This is a genomic window from Amycolatopsis sp. NPDC051716 (assembly GCF_040681595.1).
Taxonomy (GTDB): Bacteria; Actinomycetota; Actinomycetes; order Mycobacteriales; family Pseudonocardiaceae; genus Amycolatopsis.
Genome location: NZ_JBFAZA010000008.1, coordinates 40,845 through 61,500, shown reverse-complemented (window position 1 = coordinate 61,500; position 20,656 = coordinate 40,845). Strand labels below are relative to the sequence as shown.

Genomic DNA, 20,656 nt, shown 5'->3' with positions numbered 1-20,656 from the left:
AGTCAAGCGGTAACCAACTGCGGGGGCAATCCGTCATTCGCCGTAACGCACGGTGCCGGTGGTGACGCGATCGAGCAGGTGCCGGTGCAAGAAGGACAGTTCGGCCTCGACCGCCTGCTCGTGGCCCTCCAGGAAGGGGGCGTAGTGGCCGCCGGGCATGCGGACGAGCTCTCCGCGGGGTGCGCGCCCGGCCGCGCGGACGCCTGGCTCGGCGAACGCCGTCTGGTCCTCGTCGCAGACCAGGACCAGCAGCGGGCATCGCACGCGAGGAGCGGCACGGCCCGGCCGGTAGAAGCCGAACCAGAGCGGGGTCCGGGCGGCGATCGCCTGCTGCCATTCCGGATACCGGTTGCCCGGGTTGAGCGCCCGGTCGCCGTCGAGGCCGTCCGGCGTGGTCACGAACGCCACCGTGGCCGGCTCCCCGGCGAGCGGCACGAGCAGGGGCTGCCTGCCGAACAGGCCGCCCACGGCGTCGCGGAGACCTCGGCCGAGAAGACGCAGCATCGGGAGTGGCTTCCGGTGCCGCATCGTCCTGAGCGCGGCCACCCGGCCGTCGGCCAGCGGGGTCTGGGCGATCGCCGCGGCCAGCCGGGGGTTGCGCGCCGCGAGGCGGAGGGCGTGGCCGCCGGAGAGGGAGAAGCCCCAGATCGCCAGCTTCGCCGGGTCGACGTTCGGCAAGGTGGGGGCGAAGTCGATCGCCGCCTGCCAGTCGGCCAGTTGCTCCTTGACGCGGATGACCTGGCGCGGCCGGCCTCCGCTCTCCCCGAAGTGCCGGTAGTCGAGGGCGAGGACGGTGAACCCCGCCTCGTGGAATCGCGTGGCGAACGGGTCGGTGCCCGGTTCCTTGGTCACCCCGCCGCCCGGCGTCATGATCACGCAGGCGCCGTTGGTTCCCGGATAGTGCCAGGCGACGCACTCGGCGTCACCGCTGACGAAACGGACCTTTTCCCGGTCCTCGGACCTGCGCACAGCGACCTCCCGGTTGATGCGACTCGTTGGTGGCAAAAGCTTTCTCGCGGGGTCACCCGGCCGCCTCGAACTCGGCGGTGTGGTCGGCGGTCCATTCGGCGAAGGTGCGCGGCGGGCGGCCCAGGATCTTCTCGAGTTCCGGCGTCGGCGGGAACTGCGGGCGTGTGCGGTGCGCGGCGTAGCGAGCCATCATCGCGGTGACGAACGGCTCCGGCAGCCCGCTGGCCACCATTCCGCGTGCCGCGGGTTCGGCCGGGACTTCGTAGAACCGCAGCGGCCTCCCGAGCGCGACCCCGATCCGCCGGACCATCTCCTCGTGGGACAGCGACTCCGGACCGGTGAGGTCGATGCGCCGGCCGAGCAGGTCGTCGCCGGTGAGCGCCTTGTCCAGCGCCTCGGCCAGGTCGCGTTCGTCCAACGGCGACTCCTCGAAGCCGGCGTACACGTAGCGGACGTCGTCGCTCGCGCGGATCTGCCCGCCCCACGCGGTCAGCGCGTTGCCGGCGAAAGAGCTGGGCCGCAAGCTGACCCAGTCGAGCCCGCTCGTCGCGACCGCGTCGTCGGCTTCTTTGTTGCGGTCGCCTCGGAAGCGCGACGGCTGCGCGTCGAGCCGATCGTCCACATTGGCCGCGGCGAGCGCCACGACCCGGCGGACGCCGAGCTCCCGGGCCAGCGCGACGACGTCATGGGCGGCATCACCGACGGCGCGCGGGTGGAGGAACAACGCGTCCGCGCCGCGCAACGCCTTCATGAGGGTTCCCGGCCGTTGCGGGTCGCCCTCGACGACCTCGACGCCGGCGGGCAGCCCCGCGTGCCGCGGCGAACGCGTGACGGCGCGGACCTCGTGGCCTTCGGCGAGTTCGGCGGCCAGCAGGCGTCCGACGAGTCCGGTCGCCCCGGTAAGCACGATCATGGCAAACCCTTCCCTGGCTCCTCGACAGCTAATACGAGGAACATATCATATGAATCTCGTAGTATTTGGGTAAGGGTGTACCGATGATCGTGCGGTCGGACCCGGGGACGTGCGGTCAGTGTTCCCAGGCGGCGGCGCCCCGGAGCAGGTGGTGGTCCGACATCCCCGCCGTGCAGGCCGCGGCGTCGCCGCGCACGGTGGTGAACCAGTAGGCGCTCAGGAAGACGTAGTCGATCTTGCCGGGCTCGGACACGCGCGGTGAGCACGACGGTTCGGCGGTCGCTTCCCCGCTGCGGCACCGGTCGCCGGACTGGGGGCAGTCCGCGCCGGTGAACTCGGACTTGTCGTTCTCGTCGACCTCCTGGAAGATGCCGGTGCCGCCGCCGTGGTCGTAGAGCGGGTCCAGCCGGGCGTCCTTGGGGAGCACGTTGAAGTCCCCGCCGAGGACCACCGGCTCGCCCTGGGCCGCGTAGCCACGGGTGAGCGCGGCGACCTGGGCGATCTGCGCCTCCGGGTCACGGCCTCGGTAGTCGATGTGGGTGTTGCACGCGCGGACGCCCCGCCCGCCGATGGTCGTCTTGGCGCACAGCAGGATTCGCTGTTCGCCGCCGCTGGGGTTGGGGAGCATGGCGACGCTGCGGGAACCGTTGTCGATCGTGCCGGATCCGCCCTTGCTGAAGGTGGCCAGGCCGTACCGGGTGTCGCTGCCCCACTTCTGGCAACCGGGGTTGGCCGGCAGTGCCGCGCCCCAGACCGAGTCGTAGGCCGGGCCGGACGCGCGGTTCGCCAGGGTGTCGCGCAGCAGGGTCCATTGCCCGTAACACATTTCCTGGAACGTCACGAGATCGGCGTCCCAGTGGTCGATGGCGTCGATCATGGTGTCGCGCCAGGCGGTTTTCGAGCCCTGGTAGATGGCGCAGACCCCGCCGCAGACGTTGTAGGTGACGAACCGCGGGTGCGGCCAGTTCCGGGCATCGGGTTCGTCGGCCCGGGCCGGTGCCGTCGCGAACAGGAGGCCGAGGGAGAGGAGCAGGGACATGATCAGTTTGCCGGCTGGACGCACGAGTCGTGCCTTTCCGGAGCGTTCGGGAACCGAGGTGGTCGTCGCGAAGTGAACCACGTGGTTCGCAAACTGTCCAGAACGCGGTGTGGCACAGGGCGCGGGCTGCGAGGCCTATCGGGACCCGGCGCCGGCTTCCGGAACGGCGGTCTAGCGGCAGATCCAGCAGCTGCTGGCCACGATCCTGCTCCAGGCGAGCCGGCTCCCACCCCACGGAGAGCCGGAGTCCGACGGCGAGGTGTACGGGGCTTTCGAGCCGAACTGGAGCGCTCCACACCGGAACGACCCCGGGAGCGTTCCGCCGCGCCCACGAGACCTGGCTGGACGTTCCGATCAAGTGCCGTACGCCGGCTTCTCCGTGAGGAACGCGCGGGCCTCGGCGACGGTGGCTCTGATGGTCATGTCCCGGTCGAGTTCGGTCAGTTTCAGGTGCCGGAGCATCGTGCGCTGAGCACTGACCAGGCAGAACGCGACACCCGCGGAGTCCGCCGCGTGGGCGAAGATCTGGAGTGCCGCGAGCCCGGAGGACGAGAGAAAAGCAATGCGGTCGAGGTCGGCGATGACCGCGGCCGGCGAGCCGACGAGGGTTGATTCGAGGTGCCGGGCGAACACGCGTATCGTGGCGAGGTCGATCTCGCCGGACGCCGTCGCCAGGACCACGTCGGCGTCGCGGGTGATGGACAAAGCGAGTTTGTCCCCGTGGGAAAGGCTCACGAAGCCGTCGGGGAAAAGGTCCCCGGCAGGTGCGCGTTCACCGTCCAGCACCGCGAATTCGGGCCGGAAGGTCGCTGGCACCTGGTCGGGTGCGGCGGACGAATCGAACAGACGACGCATTTCCGTGCTCCATCCCGCTGGCGGCCGCACTGCGGATGCCCGCACGCGCGCACCGTTCGTTGTCTTGGAAACTCTTGGTTCAGTCCACTCCGGTCAATACCGTCCCGCCGGCGTGCGGGCGGCGGGAATCCGGTACGTCCAGTGGGGTGCCCGGCGTTCGCGCCGCGACCGCCGGACCAGGACCAGCAGCCACAGCACGCCGATCAGCGCGATCACGCCCTCGCCCAGCCACGTCGTCACCGTGTACACCGTCGCCACGTCCTCGGGCGGTACGACGAGGCCGCGCGGCTCGAACTGCGCCACCTGCCCGGTCAGCACCAGGGTGATCACCAGCGCGATGGACGACATGGAATCCCACAGCGCGTGCAGCAGCGCGACGCCGAGGAACGCCAGCGCCAGGCGCAGGCTCAGCACGAAGTGCTCGCGCGTGCTCCACGCGAACAGCAGGCCGCCCAGGATGGCCGTCCACAGCCCGTGCCCGACCGGCGCGAGCAGCCCGCGCAACAGCTCGGTCGTGACCAGGTCGTCGAGCGACAGGCCATGGGCGGTGAACAACGACGTGAGAGCATAGCCCGCGGATTCGAAGGCGGAGAAGCCGAAGCCGACCGTGGCGCCGAGAATCATCCCGTCCCGCATGGACTTCACGGCCAGTCCGCGCGTCAGCAGGGCGAGGGCGACCAGCTTGACCGCCTCCTCGATGAGCCCGACGCCCACGTACAGCCACGTCGACGGGTACAGCAGGTAGGCCTCCAGTACCGAAGCGCCGAGAACGCCGAGCACCCCGCCGACGAGGAAGGTCCGGAACACCAGCTCGGCGGTGATCTCCCCGGAGTCGCGGCGCTCGAACGCCCACGCCACGAACGTCACCGGCACCAGGAAGCTGCCGAGCAGCACGAGCGTGGGCAGCAGGTTGGGGTTGCCGGTCGCGTACGTCACGACGACCGACAGCACCCACAGCAGCAGGCCGATCACGAAGATCCGCGCCCACGTCCGCTGCCGGGGGCGGCGACCGACGGTGGTCATCGGCGCCTCCCGAACCGCTCGCCGCGCCCGGTGGCGCCGGTGTCGACGAACGCGCGGAAGCGGGCGGGGGAGCCGGGTTCGGCGACCCCGTCGAAGCCCTGCGGGCAGCGCAGCGCCGCCCACCGCCGCAGGCCGCTCTCGAAGGCGGCGCGGTACTGCGCGAAAACCTCGCCGAGGGCCTGGTCGTCCAGCTCGTGCAGCACCGGTGGGGTCAGCCCGATCAGTTCCAGCGCGCCGCCGTCCGCGACCAGCCGGTCGCCGAAGCGGCGCAGCAGGCCGAGGAGGTCGTCGCCGGGCCGGTCGACCCGGGAAAGGTCGATGACGAAGTGGCGGGCGCCCGCGTGGACGAGCCCGGCGAGGTATCCCGCGAGGGTCCGCAACGCCGGCGCGTCCGCCCGGCCGGCGATCGCGACGACGGTGTAGCGCCCCGGGTGCAGGGTGGAGCTGATGGTGAGTTCGGGCGGCGGTGCCGCGCGGCTGATCAGCCCATCCAGTTCCGCGAGCGCGATGGGTGGGTGGGAAAGCCTGGTGGTCATGGGAATCCTCCGGTTGTCAGCGTTCTTGCGCGAGGTGCTCGTGCACCAGCCGGACGGCCATGGCGCCCTCGCCCACCGCCGAAGCCACCCGCTTCACCGAGCCGTGCCGGACGTCGCCGACGGCGAACACACCGGGGCTGCTCGTCTCCAGCGGCAACGGCGCGCGCGAGATCTCGGCCACCCGGAACGCGCCGGCGTCGGCGCCGGTGAGCACGAACCCGTCCGCGTCGAGTGCGATGTGGCCGGAGAGCCAGCGCGTGTGGGGAGCGGCCCCGATGAAGACGAACAACGCGCGGGCGGCGAGCCGGGTCCGCTCGTGCGTGCGGTTGTCCTCGACCTCGACCCCCGACATCGCCTTGCCGTCCTCGGCGATCTCGCGGACCTCGGTGTGCAGGTGAACCCGGATGCGCGGGTGCCGCCGGACCTGGTCGACCAGGTAGCGCGACATGTTCTCGCCGAGGTCGCCGCCGCGCACCAGCAGGTGCACCACGGGCGAGGTCCCCGCCAGGAACACCGCGGCCTGCCCCGCGGAGTTGCCGCCGCCGACCACCGCCACCGGGTCGGCCAGGCACTGCCTGGCCTCCTCCGGGGTCGCGGCGTAGTAGACGCACGTGCCTTCGAGGTGCTCGAGCCTCGGGACGGGCAGCCGCCGGTACCGGGCGCCGGTCGCGATGATCACCGTCCGCGTGACGACTTCGGTGCCGTCGTCGAACCCGACCGCGTACAGCCCGCCCCGCGGGGCGAGCGTGCGCGCTTCGCCCGGGACGTCGACCCGGACGCCGAACTTGGCCGCCTGGATCACCGACCGCTCGGCCAGCTCCGCCCCCGAGATCCCGGACGGGAAGCCGAGGTAGTTCTCGATCCGCGAGGTCGTGCTCGCCTGGCCGCCGGCCGCGACGGCGTCGAACGCCGACGTCGCGAGCCCTTCCGAAGCGGCGTACACGACGGCCGCGAGGCCGCCGGGCCCGGCGCCGACCACGAGCATGTCGCGCACGCCGGACCGGGGTTCCTGGTGCCGCAGCCCGACCGCGCGCGCCAGTTCGGCGTTGCTCGGGTTGCGCAGCACGCCGGCGCCGGGCAGCACCACCACCGGGGTCTGGTCGACCGTGACGCCGAGCCGGCGCAGCAGCGCCTCGGCCCCGCGGTCCTGGTCGAGGTCGTCCAGCCGGTACGGCAGGCGGTTGCGGGCCACGAACTCCAGCAGCCGCCGGGTGTCCGGCGAGTAGCACGAGCCGACGATCCGCAGCCCGTCGCCCGAGCCGATGATGAGGGCGCGGCGGATGAGGTAGGCCCGCAGGATCAGGTCGCCGAGGACCGGGTCGCCGGCCACCAGCCGCTGCAGCTCGCCGATCGGGACGGCGAGCACCTCGCCGGGTTCGGCGGCGACGGCGCTGAAGAACGACGGCTGCCCTTCGAGCAGCCCCAGTTCGCCGAGGAACCGCCCGGGACCGTGGACGCGCACGGTTCTGGTCTCGTCCCCTTCCTGGTGCTGGACGGCCACCTTGCCGCTCAGGACGACGTACCAGTCCGGCGAGCATTCCCCTTGCTCGTAGAGCACTTCACCCGGCTGCACCGGCCGGCGCTCGCCCGCGGCGGAGAGCGTCTCGAGCTGCTCGCGGGTCAGCCGCGGGAACGCGCCGTGCGGATCCGGCGTCTCGACGAGGTCCTGCGCCGAAAGGGTCATACGAACGCCTCGTGCGCGTAGCACCAACGCCAGTTCTCACCGGGCTCGAACGAGCGCACGATGGGGTGGCCGATGGCGTGGGCGTGCCGGCGCGCGTGCCTCATCGGTGACGAGTCGCAACAGCCGACGTGCCCGCAGGTCAGGCACAGCCTCAGGTGCACCCACGCGGTGCCGGCGGCGAGACACTCTTGGCAGCCTTGGGGAGTCCGGGGCACCACCTCTCGGACGAGTGCCAGGTGCGGGTCGGTGACGGTGGTCATGCCTTTGCCTCCTCCGGGGAGTTCAGTGCTTGGTCGAGCCAGTCGCGCAGAACGTTTTCCGGCGCCGCGCCCGCCTGCCGCCGGACGACTTCGCCGCCGCGGAGCACCAGGAGGGTCGGCACGGCCATGACGTCGAACCGGCGCGCCAGTCCCGGTGCCCGGTCGACGTCGACCTTGACGAGCTTCACCTTCCCGGCCCGCGCGCGGGCGAGCCGGTCCAGCGCCGGGCTCACCGACCGGCAGGGGCCGCACCAGGTGGCCCAGAGGTCGACGAGCACCGGGATGCTCGCCTGCTCGGCGACCGGCGCGAAGTCGGCGTCGCCCGCGTCGACCACCCACGGCAGCGGCTGGTGGCAGTTCCCGCACTTCGGCGTTCCGTCGGCGGCGACGGGAATCCGGTTGCTCTTCCGGCAGTGTTCGCAGGTGACGACGACGGTCCTCATGCTGCTGCCTCCTGTCCGGCAGCGCGGAAGTCGACGGTCAGGTCACCGTCGGCCGCGTCGACCACGATCACCAGCCCCTCGGTCAGCTCGCCGCGCAGCAGCGCGCGCCCGATCCGCGTCTCGACCTCGTGGGAGATGTAGCGGCGCAACGGGCGGGCGCCGTACACGGGGTCGAAGCCGCGCTCGGCGATGAACCGCCGCGCGTTCTCGGTCAGCTCGACCGTGCTGCCCTGCTCGGCCAGGCGGCGGCGCAGCTGGTCGAACTGCAGCTCCACGATCCGCTCGATCTCCGGCAGTCCCAGCGGGGTGAACAGCACGATGTCGTCGACGCGGTTGAGGAACTCGGGCCGGAAGTGGTGCCGCAGCTCCGCCAGCACCGCCGCCCGTGCTTCCGCTTTGATCTCGCCGGACGACGTGACGCCGTCGAGCAGGTGCTGCGAGCCGATGTTGGACGTCATGATGATCACCGTGTTGCGGAAGTCGACGGTGCGGCCCTGCGCGTCGGTGATCCGGCCGTCGTCGAGCACCTGCAGCAGCGTGTTGAACACGTCGGCGTGGGCTTTCTCGATCTCGTCGAACAGAACGACCGAATAAGGCTTGCGCCGCACGGCTTCGGTGAGCTGCCCGCCCTCGTCGTAACCGACGTAACCCGGCGGAGCGCCGAGCAGCCGCGAGACCGTGTGCCGCTCCTGGTACTCGCTCATGTCGAGCCGGACCATGTTGTCCTCGCTGTCGAACAGTGCCGCCGCGAGCGTCTTCGCCAGCTCCGTCTTCCCGACTCCGGTCGGGCCGAGGAAGAGGAACGACCCGATCGGCTTGCGCGGGTCGCGGATGCCCGAGCGCGCGCGGATGATCGCGTCGGCGACCAGCCGGACGGCCTCGTCCTGCCCGACGACCCGCTCGTGCAGGATTTCGTCGAGCCGCAGCAGTTTTTCGCGCTCGCCCTCCTGCAGCCGCGACACCGGGATGCCGGTCCACTGCGAGACGATCTCGGCGATTTCGTCCTCGGTGACGACCTCGCGCAGGAGCCGCTTCTCGCCCTGCTTCCGGCTCAGCCGTTCCTCTTCCGCCTCGAGCTGGCGCTCGAGCTCGCGGATCTCGCCGTAGCGCAGCTCGGCGGCGCGGTTGAGGTCGTAGTTCCGTTCCGCCTCTTCGGCTTCGTGACGCACCCGCTCCAATGCGGACCGCAGCTCCTGCACGCGCCGGATCGCCTGGCGTTCGGCGTCCCACTGCGCCTTCTTGGCGTCGGTTTCCGCCCGCAGGTCCGCCAGCTCCTTGCGGAGTTCCGCCAGCCGTGCCTTGCTCGCCTTGTCGGTTTCCTTGGCCAGCGCGGCTTCCTCGATCTCCAGCCGGGTCAGCCGCCGGGTGAGCTCGTCGAGCTCGGCCGGCATCGAGTCGATTTCCGTGCGCAGCCGCGCACACGCCTCGTCGACGAGGTCGATCGCCTTGTCGGGCAGGAACCGGTCGCTGATGTAGCGGTGCGACAGCACGGCGGCGGCGACGAGCGAGCTGTCCTGGATCTTGACGCCGTGGAACACCTCGAGCCGTTCGCGCAGCCCGCGCAGGATGGAGATGGTGTCCTCGACGGCCGGTTCGGGCACGACGACCGGCTGGAACCGCCGTTCCAGCGCGGCGTCCTTCTCGATGTGCTTGCGGTACTCGTCCAGGGTGGTCGCGCCGATCATGTGCAGCTCGCCGCGGGCGAGCATCGGCTTGAGCATGTTGCCGGCGTCCATCGCGCCTTCGGTGGCGCCCGCGCCGACGATCGTGTGGAGCTCGTCGACGAACAGGATGATCCGGCCCTCGGCGGCCTTCACCTCGCCGAGCACGGCCTTCAGCCGTTCCTCGAACTCGCCGCGGTACTTGGCCCCCGCCACCAGCGCGCTCATGTCGAGCGAGAAGATCGTCCGGTCCCGCAGGCCTTCCGGCACGTCGCCGCGCACGATCCGCTGCGCCAGCCCTTCCACGATCGCGGTCTTGCCGACGCCGGGATCGCCGACGAGCACGGGGTTGTTCTTCGTCTTGCGCGAGAGGATCTGGACGACGCGGCGGATCTCGGTGTCGCGCCCGATCACCGGGTCGAGCTTGCCGGCGCGCCCGTCGGCGACCAGGTCGCGGCCGTACTTCTCCAGCGCCTCGTACGCACCCTCGGGCGTCGCCGACGTGACGCGCTGGTTGCCGCGGACCTTCGTCAACGCGGTCAGGAACGCCTCGCGGGTCACGCCGTGGTCCTGCAGGATCCGCCCGGCCGCCGACTTCGTCCCCTCCTCGGCCAGCGCCAGGACCAGGTGCTCGACGGAGACGTACTCGTCCTTGAGCCGCTTGGCTTCCCGCTCGGCGGCGTCGAGCAGCCCGGCCAGCCGCCGGGTGAGGTACACCTGCCCGGGCGAGGCGCCGGGGCCGGTCACCTTCGGCCGGCGGCCGAGTTCCGCCTCGACCGCGGCGCGGAGCGCGTCGACGTCCGCGCCGGTCTGCGCGAGCAGCCGCGGCACGAGGCCCTCGGGCTGGTCGAGCAGCGCGAGCAGCAGGTGCTCGCCGTCGGTCTCGGTGTGGCCGTGGCGCTGGGCGATGCTCTGGGCTTCTTGGAGTGCTTCCTGCGATTTCTGGGTCAGCTTGCTCATGTCCATCGCCGACGGCTCCTGACTTGTCCTTCGAGGACGTCGATGCGGTCGAGCAGGTCGAGCACCAGCCCGATCGCGGCGTAGTTGAGGGGCAGGGCGTCGTGCAACCGCTGGATCCGGGCCACCCTGGCCACCGTGGACAAGGGGAAGCACGGGCGCCCGTTCGCGTCCGGGGTCGTCTCCACCAGGCCGAGTGCCGCGAACCGGCGGAGCAGCTCGGGGTGCAGCCCGGTGCGCGCGGCCACGGTCTCGAGGTCGAGCCGCGCCGGGCGGACGAGCACGTACCGGGCCATCAGGTCCTCCTGGGATCGAAGTCGGACACCGCGGCGAGCTCTTCGTACAGCTCGCGTTCCCGTTTGCCCGGGCGCTTCGGCACCATGATCTTGACCTCGGCGTAGAGGTCACCGGGCTTGCCCTTCGGGTTCGGCATGCCTTCGCCGCGCAGCCGGAGCCGCCGTCCGCTGGACGATCCGGAGACGACCCGGGCCTTCACCTCGCCACCGGGGGTGGTGATCGGGACGGTGGCCCCGAGCGCGGCCTCCGAGGGCGTCACCGGGAGCTCCACGTGGATGTCGCGCCCCTCGAGCCGGTACCGGCGGTCCGGCCGGATGCGGACGACGAGGTACAGGTCGCCCGCGGCGGCGTTCCCCGCGCCCCGGCCGCCCTGGCCGGCCAGCCGGATGCGCTGGCCGTCGAGCACGCCCGGCGGGATCGTGACGTCGTACTCGCGAGCGCCGCCGATGTTCAGGTGCCGCCGCCCGCCGCGGTAGGCCTCCTCGACGGTCAGCTCGAGTTCGGCTTCCTGGTCCGCGCCCGGGACCGGGCCACCGCGGCCCCGGCCGGCGAAGAAACCGCCGAGGAGATCCTCGATGTCGACGCCTTCGAACCCTTCGAATCCGTCGAACCCGCTGCCGGAGGTGCTGTACCGGACCCGGCCGCCGCGCTGCCCGGCACCGGTACCGGCGCCGACGCGCTGCTCCCAGTCGTCGGGCACCTGCCGGAAGTCGTCGCCGAACCGGTCGTACTTGCGCCGCTGCTCCGGGTCGGACAGCACCTGGTAGGCCTCGCTGACCTCCTTGAACCGCTCTTCGGCCTTCGGGTCCTTGTTGACGTCCGGGTGGTTCTCGCGGGCGAGTTTCCGGTACGCCCGCTGGATTTCCTCGGTGCCGGCGTCCCGGCCGACCCCGAGCGTGGCGTAGAAGTCCCGTGCCACCCGTGCTCACCCCCGCGGTTTGGCGACGGCGACCGCGGTCGGCCGCAGCTGCCCGCCACCGGTCCCGTACCCCGGCCGGACCACCCGGGTCACCGTGTTCGGTTCGCTGCCCGGCTCGTCGACGACGGCGACCACCTCGTGCCGGGCCGGGTCGAACGGGACCTCGCTCTCGTCGTCCCGCTGGTACCCGAGGCCGGCCAGCAGCTGCACGGCCTGGTCGCGGATCGCCAGCACACCCTGCACGACGGCGGTGGGATCGGCTCCGGCGTGCGAGAGCGCCAGTTCCAGGTTGTCGATGACGGGGAGGAAGGCCGAAGCCACCCGGGCCCGTTCGGCCTCGCGCTCGGCGCGCAGCTCCGCCACGTGCCGCTTGCGGAGGTTGTCGGCGTCGGCCATCGCCCGGCGCCAGCGGTCCTCGCATTCGGCTGCTTTCGCTTCGAGCTCCTGGATCCGGTCCGGCCCCACCGCCGAGACGGGCGCGTCCTGGGGGCCGGACTCGGCGCCCGTCCCGGCGGCGTCCACGGAGGGTTCGCCCGGCTCCGTGGATTTCCCTGTGGTGGCCATGGTTTCCTCACGCCCGATCGAAGTCGGCGTCGATCACGTCGTCGTCCTCGGCCCGTTCTTGCTGCGGCGGTGGCGGACCGCCGTCTCCGCCCGGCCGGGCCGCGGTGAGCCCGGCCAGCACCTGCTGCAGTTCCGAGGTCAGCTCGCGCACCCGGTCCAGCGGCGCGTTCGACTGGACGGCTTCGCGTGCGTCGGTGATCAGCATCTCCGCGCGTGCTTTCTCGTGCGCCGGCGTCTGCTCGGTAATCGCTTTCTCGGCCTGGTAGGCGACGGTGTCCAGCAGGTTGCGCGCCTCGACCTCCTCGCGCAGGCGTTCGTCGTCGGCGCGGTTGCGCTCGGCCTCGGTGACCATCCGTTCGATCTCGCCGTGGTCGAGGTTCGAGCTCTCGGTGATCGTGATGCCCTGCTCGGCGCCGGTGTCCTTGTCGCGCGCGGTGACGTTGACGATGCCGTTCGCGTCGACGTCGAACGTCACTTCGATCTGCGGCTCGCCGCGAGGTGCCGGCCGGATGTCCTTGAGCTGGAACCGCCCGAGCACCCGGTTGTCGGCCGCGCGCTCGCGTTCGCCCTGCAGCACCACGATGTCGACCGCGGGCTGGTTGTCCTCCGCGGTGGAGAACACCTCCGTGCGCCGCGCCGGGATCGTCGTGTTCCGCTCGATGATCTTCGTCATCACGCCGCCGCGGGTCTCCACGCCCAGGGACAGCGGGGTGACGTCGAGCAGCAGGACGTCCTTGACCTCGCCCTTGAGCACCCCGGCCTGCACGGCGGCGCCGAGCGCGACGACCTCGTCCGGGTTGACGCTCATGTTCGGGTCCTTGCCGCCGGTGAGCCGGCGGACCAGGCTCTGCACGGCGGGGATCCGGGTCGAGCCGCCGACGAGGATGACCTCGTCGATGTCGTTCGCGCTGACCTTGGCGTCGGACATCGCCTGCTGCACCGGGCCGAGGCAGCGCTCGACGAGGTCGGCGGTGATCTGCTCGAACTCCGACCGCCGGACGGTGGCGGTCAGGTGCTTCGGCCCGCTCGCGTCGGCCGTGATGAACGGCAGGTTGACGCTCGTCTGGGCGACCGACGACAGTTCGACCTTGGCTTTCTCCGCCGCTTCGAACAGCCGTTGCAGCGCCTGCGCGTCCTGCCGCAGGTCGATGCCGTTGTCCGCGGCGAACTTGTCCGCGAGGAAATCCACGATCCGGCGGTCGAAGTCGTCGCCGCCGAGGTGGCTGTCGCCCGCGGTGGCCCGCACCTCGACCACGCCGTCTCCGACGTCGAGCAGGCTCACGTCGAACGTGCCACCGCCGAGGTCGAAGACCAGCACCGTCTCGTGGCCCTTCGAGTCGAGCCCGTAGGCCAGCGCGGCCGCGGTCGGCTCGTTGATGATCCGCAGGACGGTCAGCCCGGCGATCTTCCCGGCGTCCTTGGTGGCCTGCCGCTGCGCGTCGTTGAAGTACGCGGGCACGGTGATCACGGCCTCGGTCACCCGCTCACCGAGGTGCTTGCCCGCGTCGTCGGCCAGCTTGCGCAGCACCTGCGCGCTGATCTCCTCCGGCGAGTAGAGCTTGCCGTGGATGTTGAACCGGACGACGCCGCCCTCGCCCTCGACGACGTCGAACCCGACCGCCTTAGCCTCGTCGGACACTTCGTCGAACTTGCGGCCGATGAACCGCTTCGCGGAGTAGATGGTGCCCTTCGGGTTGAGGATCGCCTGGCGGCGGGCGAGCTGCCCGACCAGCCGTTCACCGCTTTCGGTGAACCCGACGACCGATGGTGTGGTCCGGGCACCCTCCGTGTTGGGGATGACCCGCGGCTCACCGGCTTCCCAGACGGCGATCACCGAGTTGGTGGTGCCGAGGTCGATTCCGACCGCCTTGGCCATCACGCACCCCCCGCCGCCGGGGGCAGTTTCGCCAGCAGCGCCCGGGCGTCGTCGGCGACTTCGGCGTCGGCGACGACCTCGTAGCGGGTGGGCGTCATCGCGCGGACCGACGCGAAGTCCCGGCGACCGCGTTGGAGCGCGTGCGCGACCAGCCCGAAGATCGCTCCGATGATCGCGCCGAAGACGAGCCCGTAGAGCGCGAGCGTGAGCGTGGCGAGGACCGGGGTGAACCAGTTGAACAACGCGAACAGCCAGCCGATCAGGAGCCCGGTCAACGCGCCGGAGCCGGCCCCGCGCAGGGCGGCGCCGCCGTGGTTCAGGCGCCCGATGACCTGCTCGACCAGCTGCACGTCGCGGCCGATGATGGCGGTCCGCTGGACCGGAAAACCCTGGTCGGAAAGGTAGTCGACGGCACGCTCCGCGTCGCGGTAGTCGTCGTACGAAGCGATCGGGACCCGTTCGGCGGCGTGGCGGGGGGCAGGCGCGGTCGCGCCCGGCTGTGCGGTCATGGTTCGCCTCCTAGGCGTTCGCGTGTTCTTCGGCTCGAGCTTGCGCGGGGGTGCTCGCGCGGTCGTCGGTCAGCTGCCGCCGCTCGTCGCGGCTCCCGATTTCGACGCGGCGAGGCTTGCTCGACTCCGCCACCGGAATCCGGAGCGTCAGGACGCCGCGCTCGAAGTCGGCCGACAGCTTGGTGGTGTCGAGGTTGTCCCCGAGGAACAGCTGCCGGCTGAACTCGCCCTGCGGCCGCTCGTCGATGATCAGCTCGGCGCCCTCGTCGCGGGCCGGCTGGCGGGTCGCCCGCACCGTGACGACATTGCGTTCGACGGACACGTCGACGTCGTCCGGGTCGATGCCCGGCAGGTCGAGCGCGACCACGAATTCGTCACCGCGGCGGAACGCCTCCATCGGCATGGCGCGTGGGGCCGTGCGCCCGCTCAGTGCCTGTTCGCTCAGCCGCTCCCAATCACGGAAGGGATCGAAGCGCATCAGTGTCATGATCTTGTCCCAATCCGGGACGGATCGTCCTACCGGGAGTGTCCGATCCGAACCGATTTTCGCGTTGGTTTGTCCGGCGGGCAGGCCTTTTCCTTCGTGTCGCGCCCGGCTTGCGGTGACGAGGTGCCTGTCCGAGGTGTTCCACGGTGGCAAAGGCGCCTGCTGCCCGCGTGCGCCCGGCAGGCCGAATTTCCGGGAGCCTTCTCGGCCCGCCAGAACAGATCGCAACGGCGTAAGGTGCGAAACACCAGGTCGGGGTCGGGGAGGCCGGAATGACGCCCGAGAACGATGCGGTCTCACGGGGCCATGGAGCCAAGACGGACAGCTGGTGGCGCGCCCAGTTGTCGAATCTCTACGGCCTCTCCGCAATTTCGATGATGATGTTCGACGGCCGCGAAGCGGCGGACATCATCCGGCTCGCCGCGACCTCGGTGCCGTCGCTGAGTGGTTGCGCAACCGATGCGGCGTACCTCGTCGACGAGGACGGCACGGTCATTCCGCAGGAGGGTGCGGAAGAGGCGCATCCCGACCTCGTGACGGAAGTCGGCAAGCTCGACGGGCAGAGCGGGCGGATCGAGCTGGCCGACGGTCTCTGGCGCTGGTGCTACGCGCTGCAAGGGGTGGGCGGCTTGACGGGCAACCTCGTGGTCCGGGCCGAGCGGTCCCCGTCACGTGACGAGTTCTTCCTGCTCAACTCGCTCGGCCAGCAGACCGCCGCGGCGCTGGCCAGCTCCGCACTGCTCAAGCGGGAGCGGCGGCAGTCGGTGGCGCTGCGGGAGCTCAACGACCAGCTGTCCACGTCGGTGGAGCGGCTCAAGCAGCAGACGCAGGTGCACGACGTGCTGTCCACCATCTCGGCTTCCGGCGCCGGCGAGCCGGGCATTGCCCACGCGCTGCACCAGCTGACCGCGCTGCCCGTAGCGATCGAGGATCGATTCGGCAACCTGCGCACCTGGGGCGGCCCCGGCCGGCCGGACCCGTACCCGAAGGTCGGTGTGCACCGCCGCGAGGAGCTGCTCCGGCACGCCGCGACCCTGCCCGAGCCGGTCCGCGTGAAGGACCGGCTCATCTCTCTGGTGCAGCCACGGCACGAGGTGCTCGGCGTGCTCGCCCTGATCGATCCGGCGCGGACCGCCGGCGCGTACGAGGTGTTCGCGCTCGAGTACGGCTCGACCGTGCTGGCGCTGGAACTCTCGCACCAGCGCAGCCTGGCCGAGGTCGAGCAGCGCCTGCGCCGCGACCTCGTGGACGACCTCATCGCCGGAACCGACGACGCGAGCGCGTACGCCCGTGCTGAGGCGATCGGGCACGATCTTCGCCGCCCGCACCACGTGGTCGTGCTGCGGTGGTCCGGCGACCTCGCCGAGGACATCGTCACCGAGGCCACGGGACGCGCCGTGACGACGCTCGGGCACGCCTGGCTCGTGTCGCGCCACTCGGGCGCGGTGGTGCTGCTGGTCGCCGGGCGGCTGGACGGTGCGGCGCTGCACGCCTCGCTGTCGGACAGCCTCGGCGCCGGCGGGGCGATCGGCGTCGGCAGCCGCTGCGACACCCCGGGGCGGTTGCCCAAGTCCTACGCGGAAGCGGTGCGGGCGCTCGAGATCCGGCGCAGCTCGCATACCCCGAACGGGGTCACCAAGTTCGAACAGCTGGGGATCTACCGCATCCTCGACACCGGGCAGAACCACGGCGACGTCGTCGAGTTCGTCCGCGAGTGGCTCGGGAAGCTGCTCGACTACGACGCCCAGCGCAACGCCGAGCTGGTCGCGACGCTCGCGCAGTACCTCGAGTGCGGCGGCAGCTACGGCGACACCGCCGCCGCGCTCATGATCCACCGGAGCACGCTGCGCTACCGGCTCGGCCGGATCCGGGAGATCACGGAGCTCGACCTCAACGACGTGGACAGCAGGCTGAACCTGCACCTCGCCACCCGGGTGTGGCAGGTGCTGCGCGGATCGCCATGACCGGAGGTGACGATGGACCAGCACGATCGGACCGATCGCGAGGTGACCCTCGGCGGGGTCGCGCTCGCGCCGGGTGACCACCTCTGCGTCTTCCACCGGGGGAGAGCCGACCGGGACCGCCTGCTGATCCCCTTCCTCGCCGAGGGCCTGTGCGCGGGGGACGCCGTCCTCTACCTGGCCGCCGAGGGCGAGCGGGAGGACATCCGCGAACGGCTGGCCCAGGCCGGCGACCTCATGCTGACCGAGCCGGGCTGCGGCCACCTCCGGGACGGCGAGTTCGCGCCCGACGCGCTCTTCGCGATGCTGGACGGCTGGTCGCGGCGCAAGCTCGGTACCGGGGCACGTTCGTTCGGGCGCATCGTCGGCGACATGAGCTGGGCCGCGCCCCGGCCGAACGCCGCGCTGATCGACGCGCTCCTCGCCGAAGAAGTCGCGGTGACCGCGTGGGGCGAGGACTTCCCGCAGGTCGTTCTGTGCTTCTACGACTTGGACCTGTTCGGCGGCGACCTGATCATCCCGATGATCAAGCTGCACCCGAAGGTCTGGCTGGCCGGGACGCTCGTCGAAAATCCTTATTACCACTCAGCCGCGGGGAACGGGCACCACCCCGGCTTCGAACGGAGGACCCCGTCATGACCGCTTCCCGGAAGTTCGGCACCCCCGGCGTGGTCATCGAGCCGGGGCAGCACATCTGCGCGGTGCACGTGGGCGAGGAAGATCGGGACCGCGTCCTCCTGCCCTTCCTGCGCGAGGGCTTGCGGGCCGGCGAAAAGTGCCTGTTCGGCGTGCACGAGGCCGAGGTCACCGGTTTTCTCGACCGGCTCGGCGAGGACGTCGACGACATCGAGGCGCGTGTCGACTCGGCGCAGCTGGACATCCGGGCCGCGGGGGACACGCTGCTGTCGCCGGACGACTTCACCGTGGAGCGGATCGTCGAGTTCTGGGACGAGGCCGTGTCCGCCGCGATGGAAGCGGGCTACCCGTTCGTCCGGCTCGGAGCGGAGGCGCGCTGGTGGCACCCGCAGCTGCCGGGGCTGCCCGAGCTGTTCCGGTACGAGGCCGCGTTGAACGACTTCACCAGCCGCTACCCGCAGGCGATCCTGTGCATGTACGACATCTCGCGGTACCGCGAGAACATCGTGATCGACCTGCTCAAGACCCACCCGCAGGTGCTGATGTGCGGAGTGCTGCTGGAGAACCCGTACTACTCGCCGCCGTCGACCCTGGTGTAGCCCTCCCTCGGCTCTTCCTCGTGTGAACGGCGAATCGGCGGGTACGCGACCCGAAGAGCACCCGTGGGAAGGAGAATGCCGTGGTACAGCACGAGAAGTGGCTCACCGGCGTCGAAGACCTCGCCGAGCTGGCCGGCCCGGCCGAAGCGCGGGCCGTGCTCGGCGCGGTCGTGGCCGCCCTCGCCCGGTGCCTGCCGGACGCCGGCCGCGAGTGGCTGGCCGACCGGCTGCCCAGTCCCGAGGCCGGACCGGCGCGCGATGCCGGGCCGGCGAACCTGAAGTCGGGCACCGACGTCGAAGCCGCGGTCGCCCGGCGGCTGCGGACCACCCCCGGGCGGGGCCGCTACCTGACGCAGGCGGTCCTGGCCGCCCTCACCCGGACCGATCCCGCACTGGCCGAGGAGCTTCGCGGCCGCCTCCCGCGTGCCGTCGTCGATACCCTCGCCCCCGCGGGCGAGTCGCCCCGCGACGCCGCGAGCCACCGGCCGGGGGTGCCGACGCGGCTCTCGGACGAAGAGGTGGCCCGCGGCCTGCGTCACCTGACCGGGTGGTCCGGGGACCGCCACGGGATCGAGCGCACGGTGCAGCTGCCCGCCGACCGGATTACGCCGCTGGTCGAGCGCGTCCAGCGGGAAGCGCGGACGATGAACGAACACGCCCACGTCGAGCGGGCCGACGGCGGGGTGACGTTCCGGCTGCGCACCGGTCGCGACGGGGTCGTCACCGAACCGGATCTGTGGCTGGCCGAGCGGATCGACGAAGCCGTCGCCGCGGTCGGGTCCGGCGGACGACCCGGTTGAGCGCGGCCGGGAGCGGCTACCCGCAGGCCATGGACGACTCCGAGAACTGGTGGCGCGACGCCGTCGTTTACGAGGTCTACCCCCGCAGCTTCGCCGACGCGAACGGCGATGGCACCGGGGATCTCGCGGGCCTGCGCTCGCGGCTCGGCTACCTGGCCGACCTGGGTGTCGACGCGGTGTGGACGACACCGTGGTACCGCTCGCCCATGGTCGACGGGGGCTACGACATCGAAGACCACCGGGCCGCCGACCCGCTGTTCGGGACCGACGCGGACGCGCTCGAGCTGATCGCCGAGGTGCACCGGGCCGGGCTGCGGCTGCTGATCGACGTCGTGCCGAACCACACTTCCGACCGCCACCGGTGGTTCCGGGCGGCGCTGGCCGCCGGGCCCGGTTCGCCCGAACGAGCGCGCTACCACTTCCGGCCGGGGCGGGGCGCCGGCGGTGAGCGGCCGCCCACCGACTGGCGCAGCGTCTTCGGCGGCGCCGCGTGGAAGCGGGTGCCCGACGGCGAGTGGTACCTGCACCTGTTCGCCCCGGAACAGCCCGACTTGAACTGGGACCACCCCGAGGTGCGGGCCGAGTACGAGGACCTGCTGCGGTTCTGGTTTTCCCGTGGCGTCGACGGCGTCCGCATCGACGTCGCCCACGGACTGGTGAAGGACACGTCGTTCCCCGATCTGGGCGCCGACCACGGAGACCTGGTGCAGCCGCCGGACCGCGGCCGGCACCCGCACTGGGACCTCGAGGGCGTGCACGACATCTACCGGTCGTGGCGCAAGGTCGCGGCCGAGTTCGGCCCGGACCGGGTGTTCGTCGCCGAGGCGTGGGTCGCGAAGCCGGAGCGGCTGGCGTGCTACGTCCGCCCGGACGAGCTGCACACGGCGTTCAACTTCGACTTCCTGCGCTGCTCCTGGGACGCTCGCGCGCTGCGCTCGGTGATCGACTGCACGGTGAAGGCCCTGCACGCGGCGGGCGCACCCGCGACGTGGGTGCTGTCCAACCACGACGTCGTCCGGCACGTGACGCGGTTCGGCCGCGCCGCCACACGGGTCGAGGACCACCCGTGCCCGCCCGGGCCGGCCGACCTCGCGCTGGGCCGGCGGCGGGGGCGGGCGGCGTTGCTGCTGATGCTGGCGCTGCCCGGCGGCGCGTACCTGTACCAGGGCGAGGAACTGGGCCTGGAGGAGGTCGAGGACCTGCCCGAGGAAGTGCTGACCGACCCGACGTGGGAGCGTTCCGGCCACACCCGCCGCGGCCGCGACGGCTGCCGGGTACCGCTGCCGTGGTCGGGAACGGCACCACCATTCGGCTTCACCGACGGCGGCGCGCGAACGTGGCTGCCGCAGCCGGCCCGGTGGCGGGAGCTGACCGTGCAGGCCGAGGGCGACACCCCGGAGTCGATGCTCTGCCTGTACCGCGCCGCTCTGGCCGCGCGGCGCGAGCACCCGGCGCTGGGGGACGGGACGATGGCGTGGCTGCCGGCGCCGGAGGGTGTGTTGTTCTTCGGGCGTGAGCCGGGGTTTGAGTGTGTGGTGAACTTGTCCGCTGAGCCGTTCGTGTTGCCGGAGGGTGTGCGGGTGTTGCTGGCCAGTGTGCCGCTGGTGGGTGGCCGGGTGCCGCCGGATGCTGCCGCGTGGCTGGTCAGAAAGTGACGAGGCGCGGGCA

General features: G+C 71.5%; 21 protein-coding genes. 5 read left to right on the top strand and 16 right to left on the bottom strand.

Features of this window, described 5'->3' with window-relative positions:
- Positions 1–33 precede the first annotated feature (33 nt).
- The 16 genes from AB0M30_RS12860 to AB0M30_RS12785 all read right to left on the bottom strand — a co-directional run bounded on the left by AB0M30_RS12860 (position 34) and on the right by AB0M30_RS12785 (position 14,992).
- Positions 34–969, bottom strand: coding sequence for an alpha/beta fold hydrolase (locus AB0M30_RS12860; RefSeq protein WP_364583431.1), 936 nt, complete (start codon positions 967–969; stop codon positions 34–36).
- 52 nt (positions 970–1,021) lie between these two features.
- The gene (locus AB0M30_RS12855; RefSeq protein WP_364583429.1) at positions 1,022–1,882 is read right to left on the bottom strand and encodes an NAD(P)H-binding protein; all 861 of its coding nucleotides are present in this window, start codon (positions 1,880–1,882) and stop codon (positions 1,022–1,024) included.
- Between the two features lie 115 nt (positions 1,883–1,997).
- On the bottom strand, positions 1,998–2,921 hold the full coding sequence (locus AB0M30_RS12850; protein WP_364583426.1) for an endonuclease/exonuclease/phosphatase family protein: 924 nt from the start codon (positions 2,919–2,921) through the stop codon (positions 1,998–2,000).
- Positions 2,922–3,275: 354 nt separating this feature from the next.
- A complete protein-coding gene (locus AB0M30_RS12845) occupies positions 3,276–3,776 on the bottom strand; it encodes an STAS domain-containing protein (RefSeq protein ID WP_364583423.1) in 501 nt (166 codons plus the stop codon).
- A gap of 93 nt (positions 3,777–3,869) precedes the next feature.
- Positions 3,870–4,799, bottom strand: a complete 930-nt coding sequence (locus AB0M30_RS12840) for a PrsW family glutamic-type intramembrane protease (protein ID WP_364583421.1) — start codon at positions 4,797–4,799, stop codon at positions 3,870–3,872.
- Positions 4,796–5,335 (bottom strand): STAS domain-containing protein, encoded by a 540-nt coding sequence (locus tag AB0M30_RS12835; protein ID WP_364583418.1) that lies wholly within the window; start codon positions 5,333–5,335, stop codon positions 4,796–4,798. The genes AB0M30_RS12840 and AB0M30_RS12835 overlap by 4 nt, the downstream gene beginning before the upstream one ends.
- Positions 5,336–5,351: 16 nt before the next feature.
- Positions 5,352–7,019, bottom strand: coding sequence for an FAD-dependent oxidoreductase (locus AB0M30_RS12830; protein ID WP_364583417.1), 1,668 nt, complete (start codon positions 7,017–7,019; stop codon positions 5,352–5,354).
- Positions 7,016–7,279, bottom strand: a complete 264-nt coding sequence (locus tag AB0M30_RS12825; RefSeq protein WP_364583415.1) for a UBP-type zinc finger domain-containing protein — start codon at positions 7,277–7,279, stop codon at positions 7,016–7,018. Before AB0M30_RS12825 ends, AB0M30_RS12830 begins: the two co-directional genes overlap by 4 nt.
- On the bottom strand, positions 7,276–7,722 hold the full coding sequence (gene trxA / locus AB0M30_RS12820; RefSeq protein ID WP_364583413.1) for a thioredoxin: 447 nt from the start codon (positions 7,720–7,722) through the stop codon (positions 7,276–7,278). The genes AB0M30_RS12825 and trxA overlap by 4 nt, the downstream gene beginning before the upstream one ends.
- Positions 7,719–10,349, bottom strand: a complete 2,631-nt coding sequence (gene clpB / locus AB0M30_RS12815; protein ID WP_364583411.1) for an ATP-dependent chaperone ClpB — start codon at positions 10,347–10,349, stop codon at positions 7,719–7,721. The genes trxA and clpB overlap by 4 nt, the downstream gene beginning before the upstream one ends.
- A complete protein-coding gene (locus AB0M30_RS12810) occupies positions 10,340–10,636 on the bottom strand; it encodes a chaperone modulator CbpM (protein WP_103347615.1) in 297 nt (98 codons plus the stop codon). The genes clpB and AB0M30_RS12810 overlap by 10 nt, the downstream gene beginning before the upstream one ends.
- On the bottom strand, positions 10,636–11,556 hold the full coding sequence (locus tag AB0M30_RS12805; RefSeq protein WP_364583408.1) for a J domain-containing protein: 921 nt from the start codon (positions 11,554–11,556) through the stop codon (positions 10,636–10,638). Before AB0M30_RS12805 ends, AB0M30_RS12810 begins: the two co-directional genes overlap by 1 nt.
- A 6-nt stretch (positions 11,557–11,562) precedes the next feature.
- A complete protein-coding gene (locus tag AB0M30_RS12800) occupies positions 11,563–12,120 on the bottom strand; it encodes a nucleotide exchange factor GrpE (RefSeq protein ID WP_364583405.1) in 558 nt (185 codons plus the stop codon).
- 7 nt (positions 12,121–12,127) lie between these two features.
- Positions 12,128–13,996 (bottom strand): molecular chaperone DnaK, encoded by a 1,869-nt coding sequence (dnaK, locus tag AB0M30_RS12795; protein WP_364583402.1) that lies wholly within the window; start codon positions 13,994–13,996, stop codon positions 12,128–12,130.
- Entirely contained in the window at positions 13,996–14,505 is a 510-nt protein-coding gene (locus AB0M30_RS12790; protein WP_103347619.1) for a general stress protein, read from the bottom strand. Before AB0M30_RS12790 ends, dnaK begins: the two co-directional genes overlap by 1 nt.
- A gap of 10 nt (positions 14,506–14,515) precedes the next feature.
- Positions 14,516–14,992: an Hsp20/alpha crystallin family protein gene (locus AB0M30_RS12785; protein WP_364583399.1), complete on the bottom strand. Its 477-nt coding sequence runs from the start codon at positions 14,990–14,992 to the stop codon at positions 14,516–14,518.
- Between the two features lie 272 nt (positions 14,993–15,264).
- Between AB0M30_RS12785 and AB0M30_RS12780 the strand changes: the two genes are divergently transcribed.
- The 5 genes from AB0M30_RS12780 (at position 15,265) to AB0M30_RS12760 (ending at position 20,643) form a co-directional block, all read left to right on the top strand.
- Positions 15,265–16,956 (top strand): helix-turn-helix domain-containing protein, encoded by a 1,692-nt coding sequence (locus AB0M30_RS12780; RefSeq protein ID WP_364583396.1) that lies wholly within the window; start codon positions 15,265–15,267, stop codon positions 16,954–16,956.
- A gap of 12 nt (positions 16,957–16,968) precedes the next feature.
- Positions 16,969–17,592, top strand: a complete 624-nt coding sequence (locus AB0M30_RS12775) for an MEDS domain-containing protein (protein WP_364583394.1) — start codon at positions 16,969–16,971, stop codon at positions 17,590–17,592.
- A complete protein-coding gene (locus tag AB0M30_RS12770; RefSeq protein WP_364583391.1) occupies positions 17,589–18,188 on the top strand; it encodes an MEDS domain-containing protein in 600 nt (199 codons plus the stop codon). The genes AB0M30_RS12775 and AB0M30_RS12770 overlap by 4 nt, the downstream gene beginning before the upstream one ends.
- Positions 18,189–18,268: 80 nt before the next feature.
- Complete coding sequence (locus AB0M30_RS12765) at positions 18,269–18,988, top strand: DUF2267 domain-containing protein (RefSeq protein WP_364583389.1); 720 nt, start codon at positions 18,269–18,271, stop codon at positions 18,986–18,988.
- A 29-nt stretch (positions 18,989–19,017) separates the two neighbouring features.
- Entirely contained in the window at positions 19,018–20,643 is a 1,626-nt protein-coding gene (locus AB0M30_RS12760) for a glycoside hydrolase family 13 protein (protein ID WP_364583386.1), read from the top strand.
- Positions 20,644–20,656 lie beyond the last annotated feature (13 nt).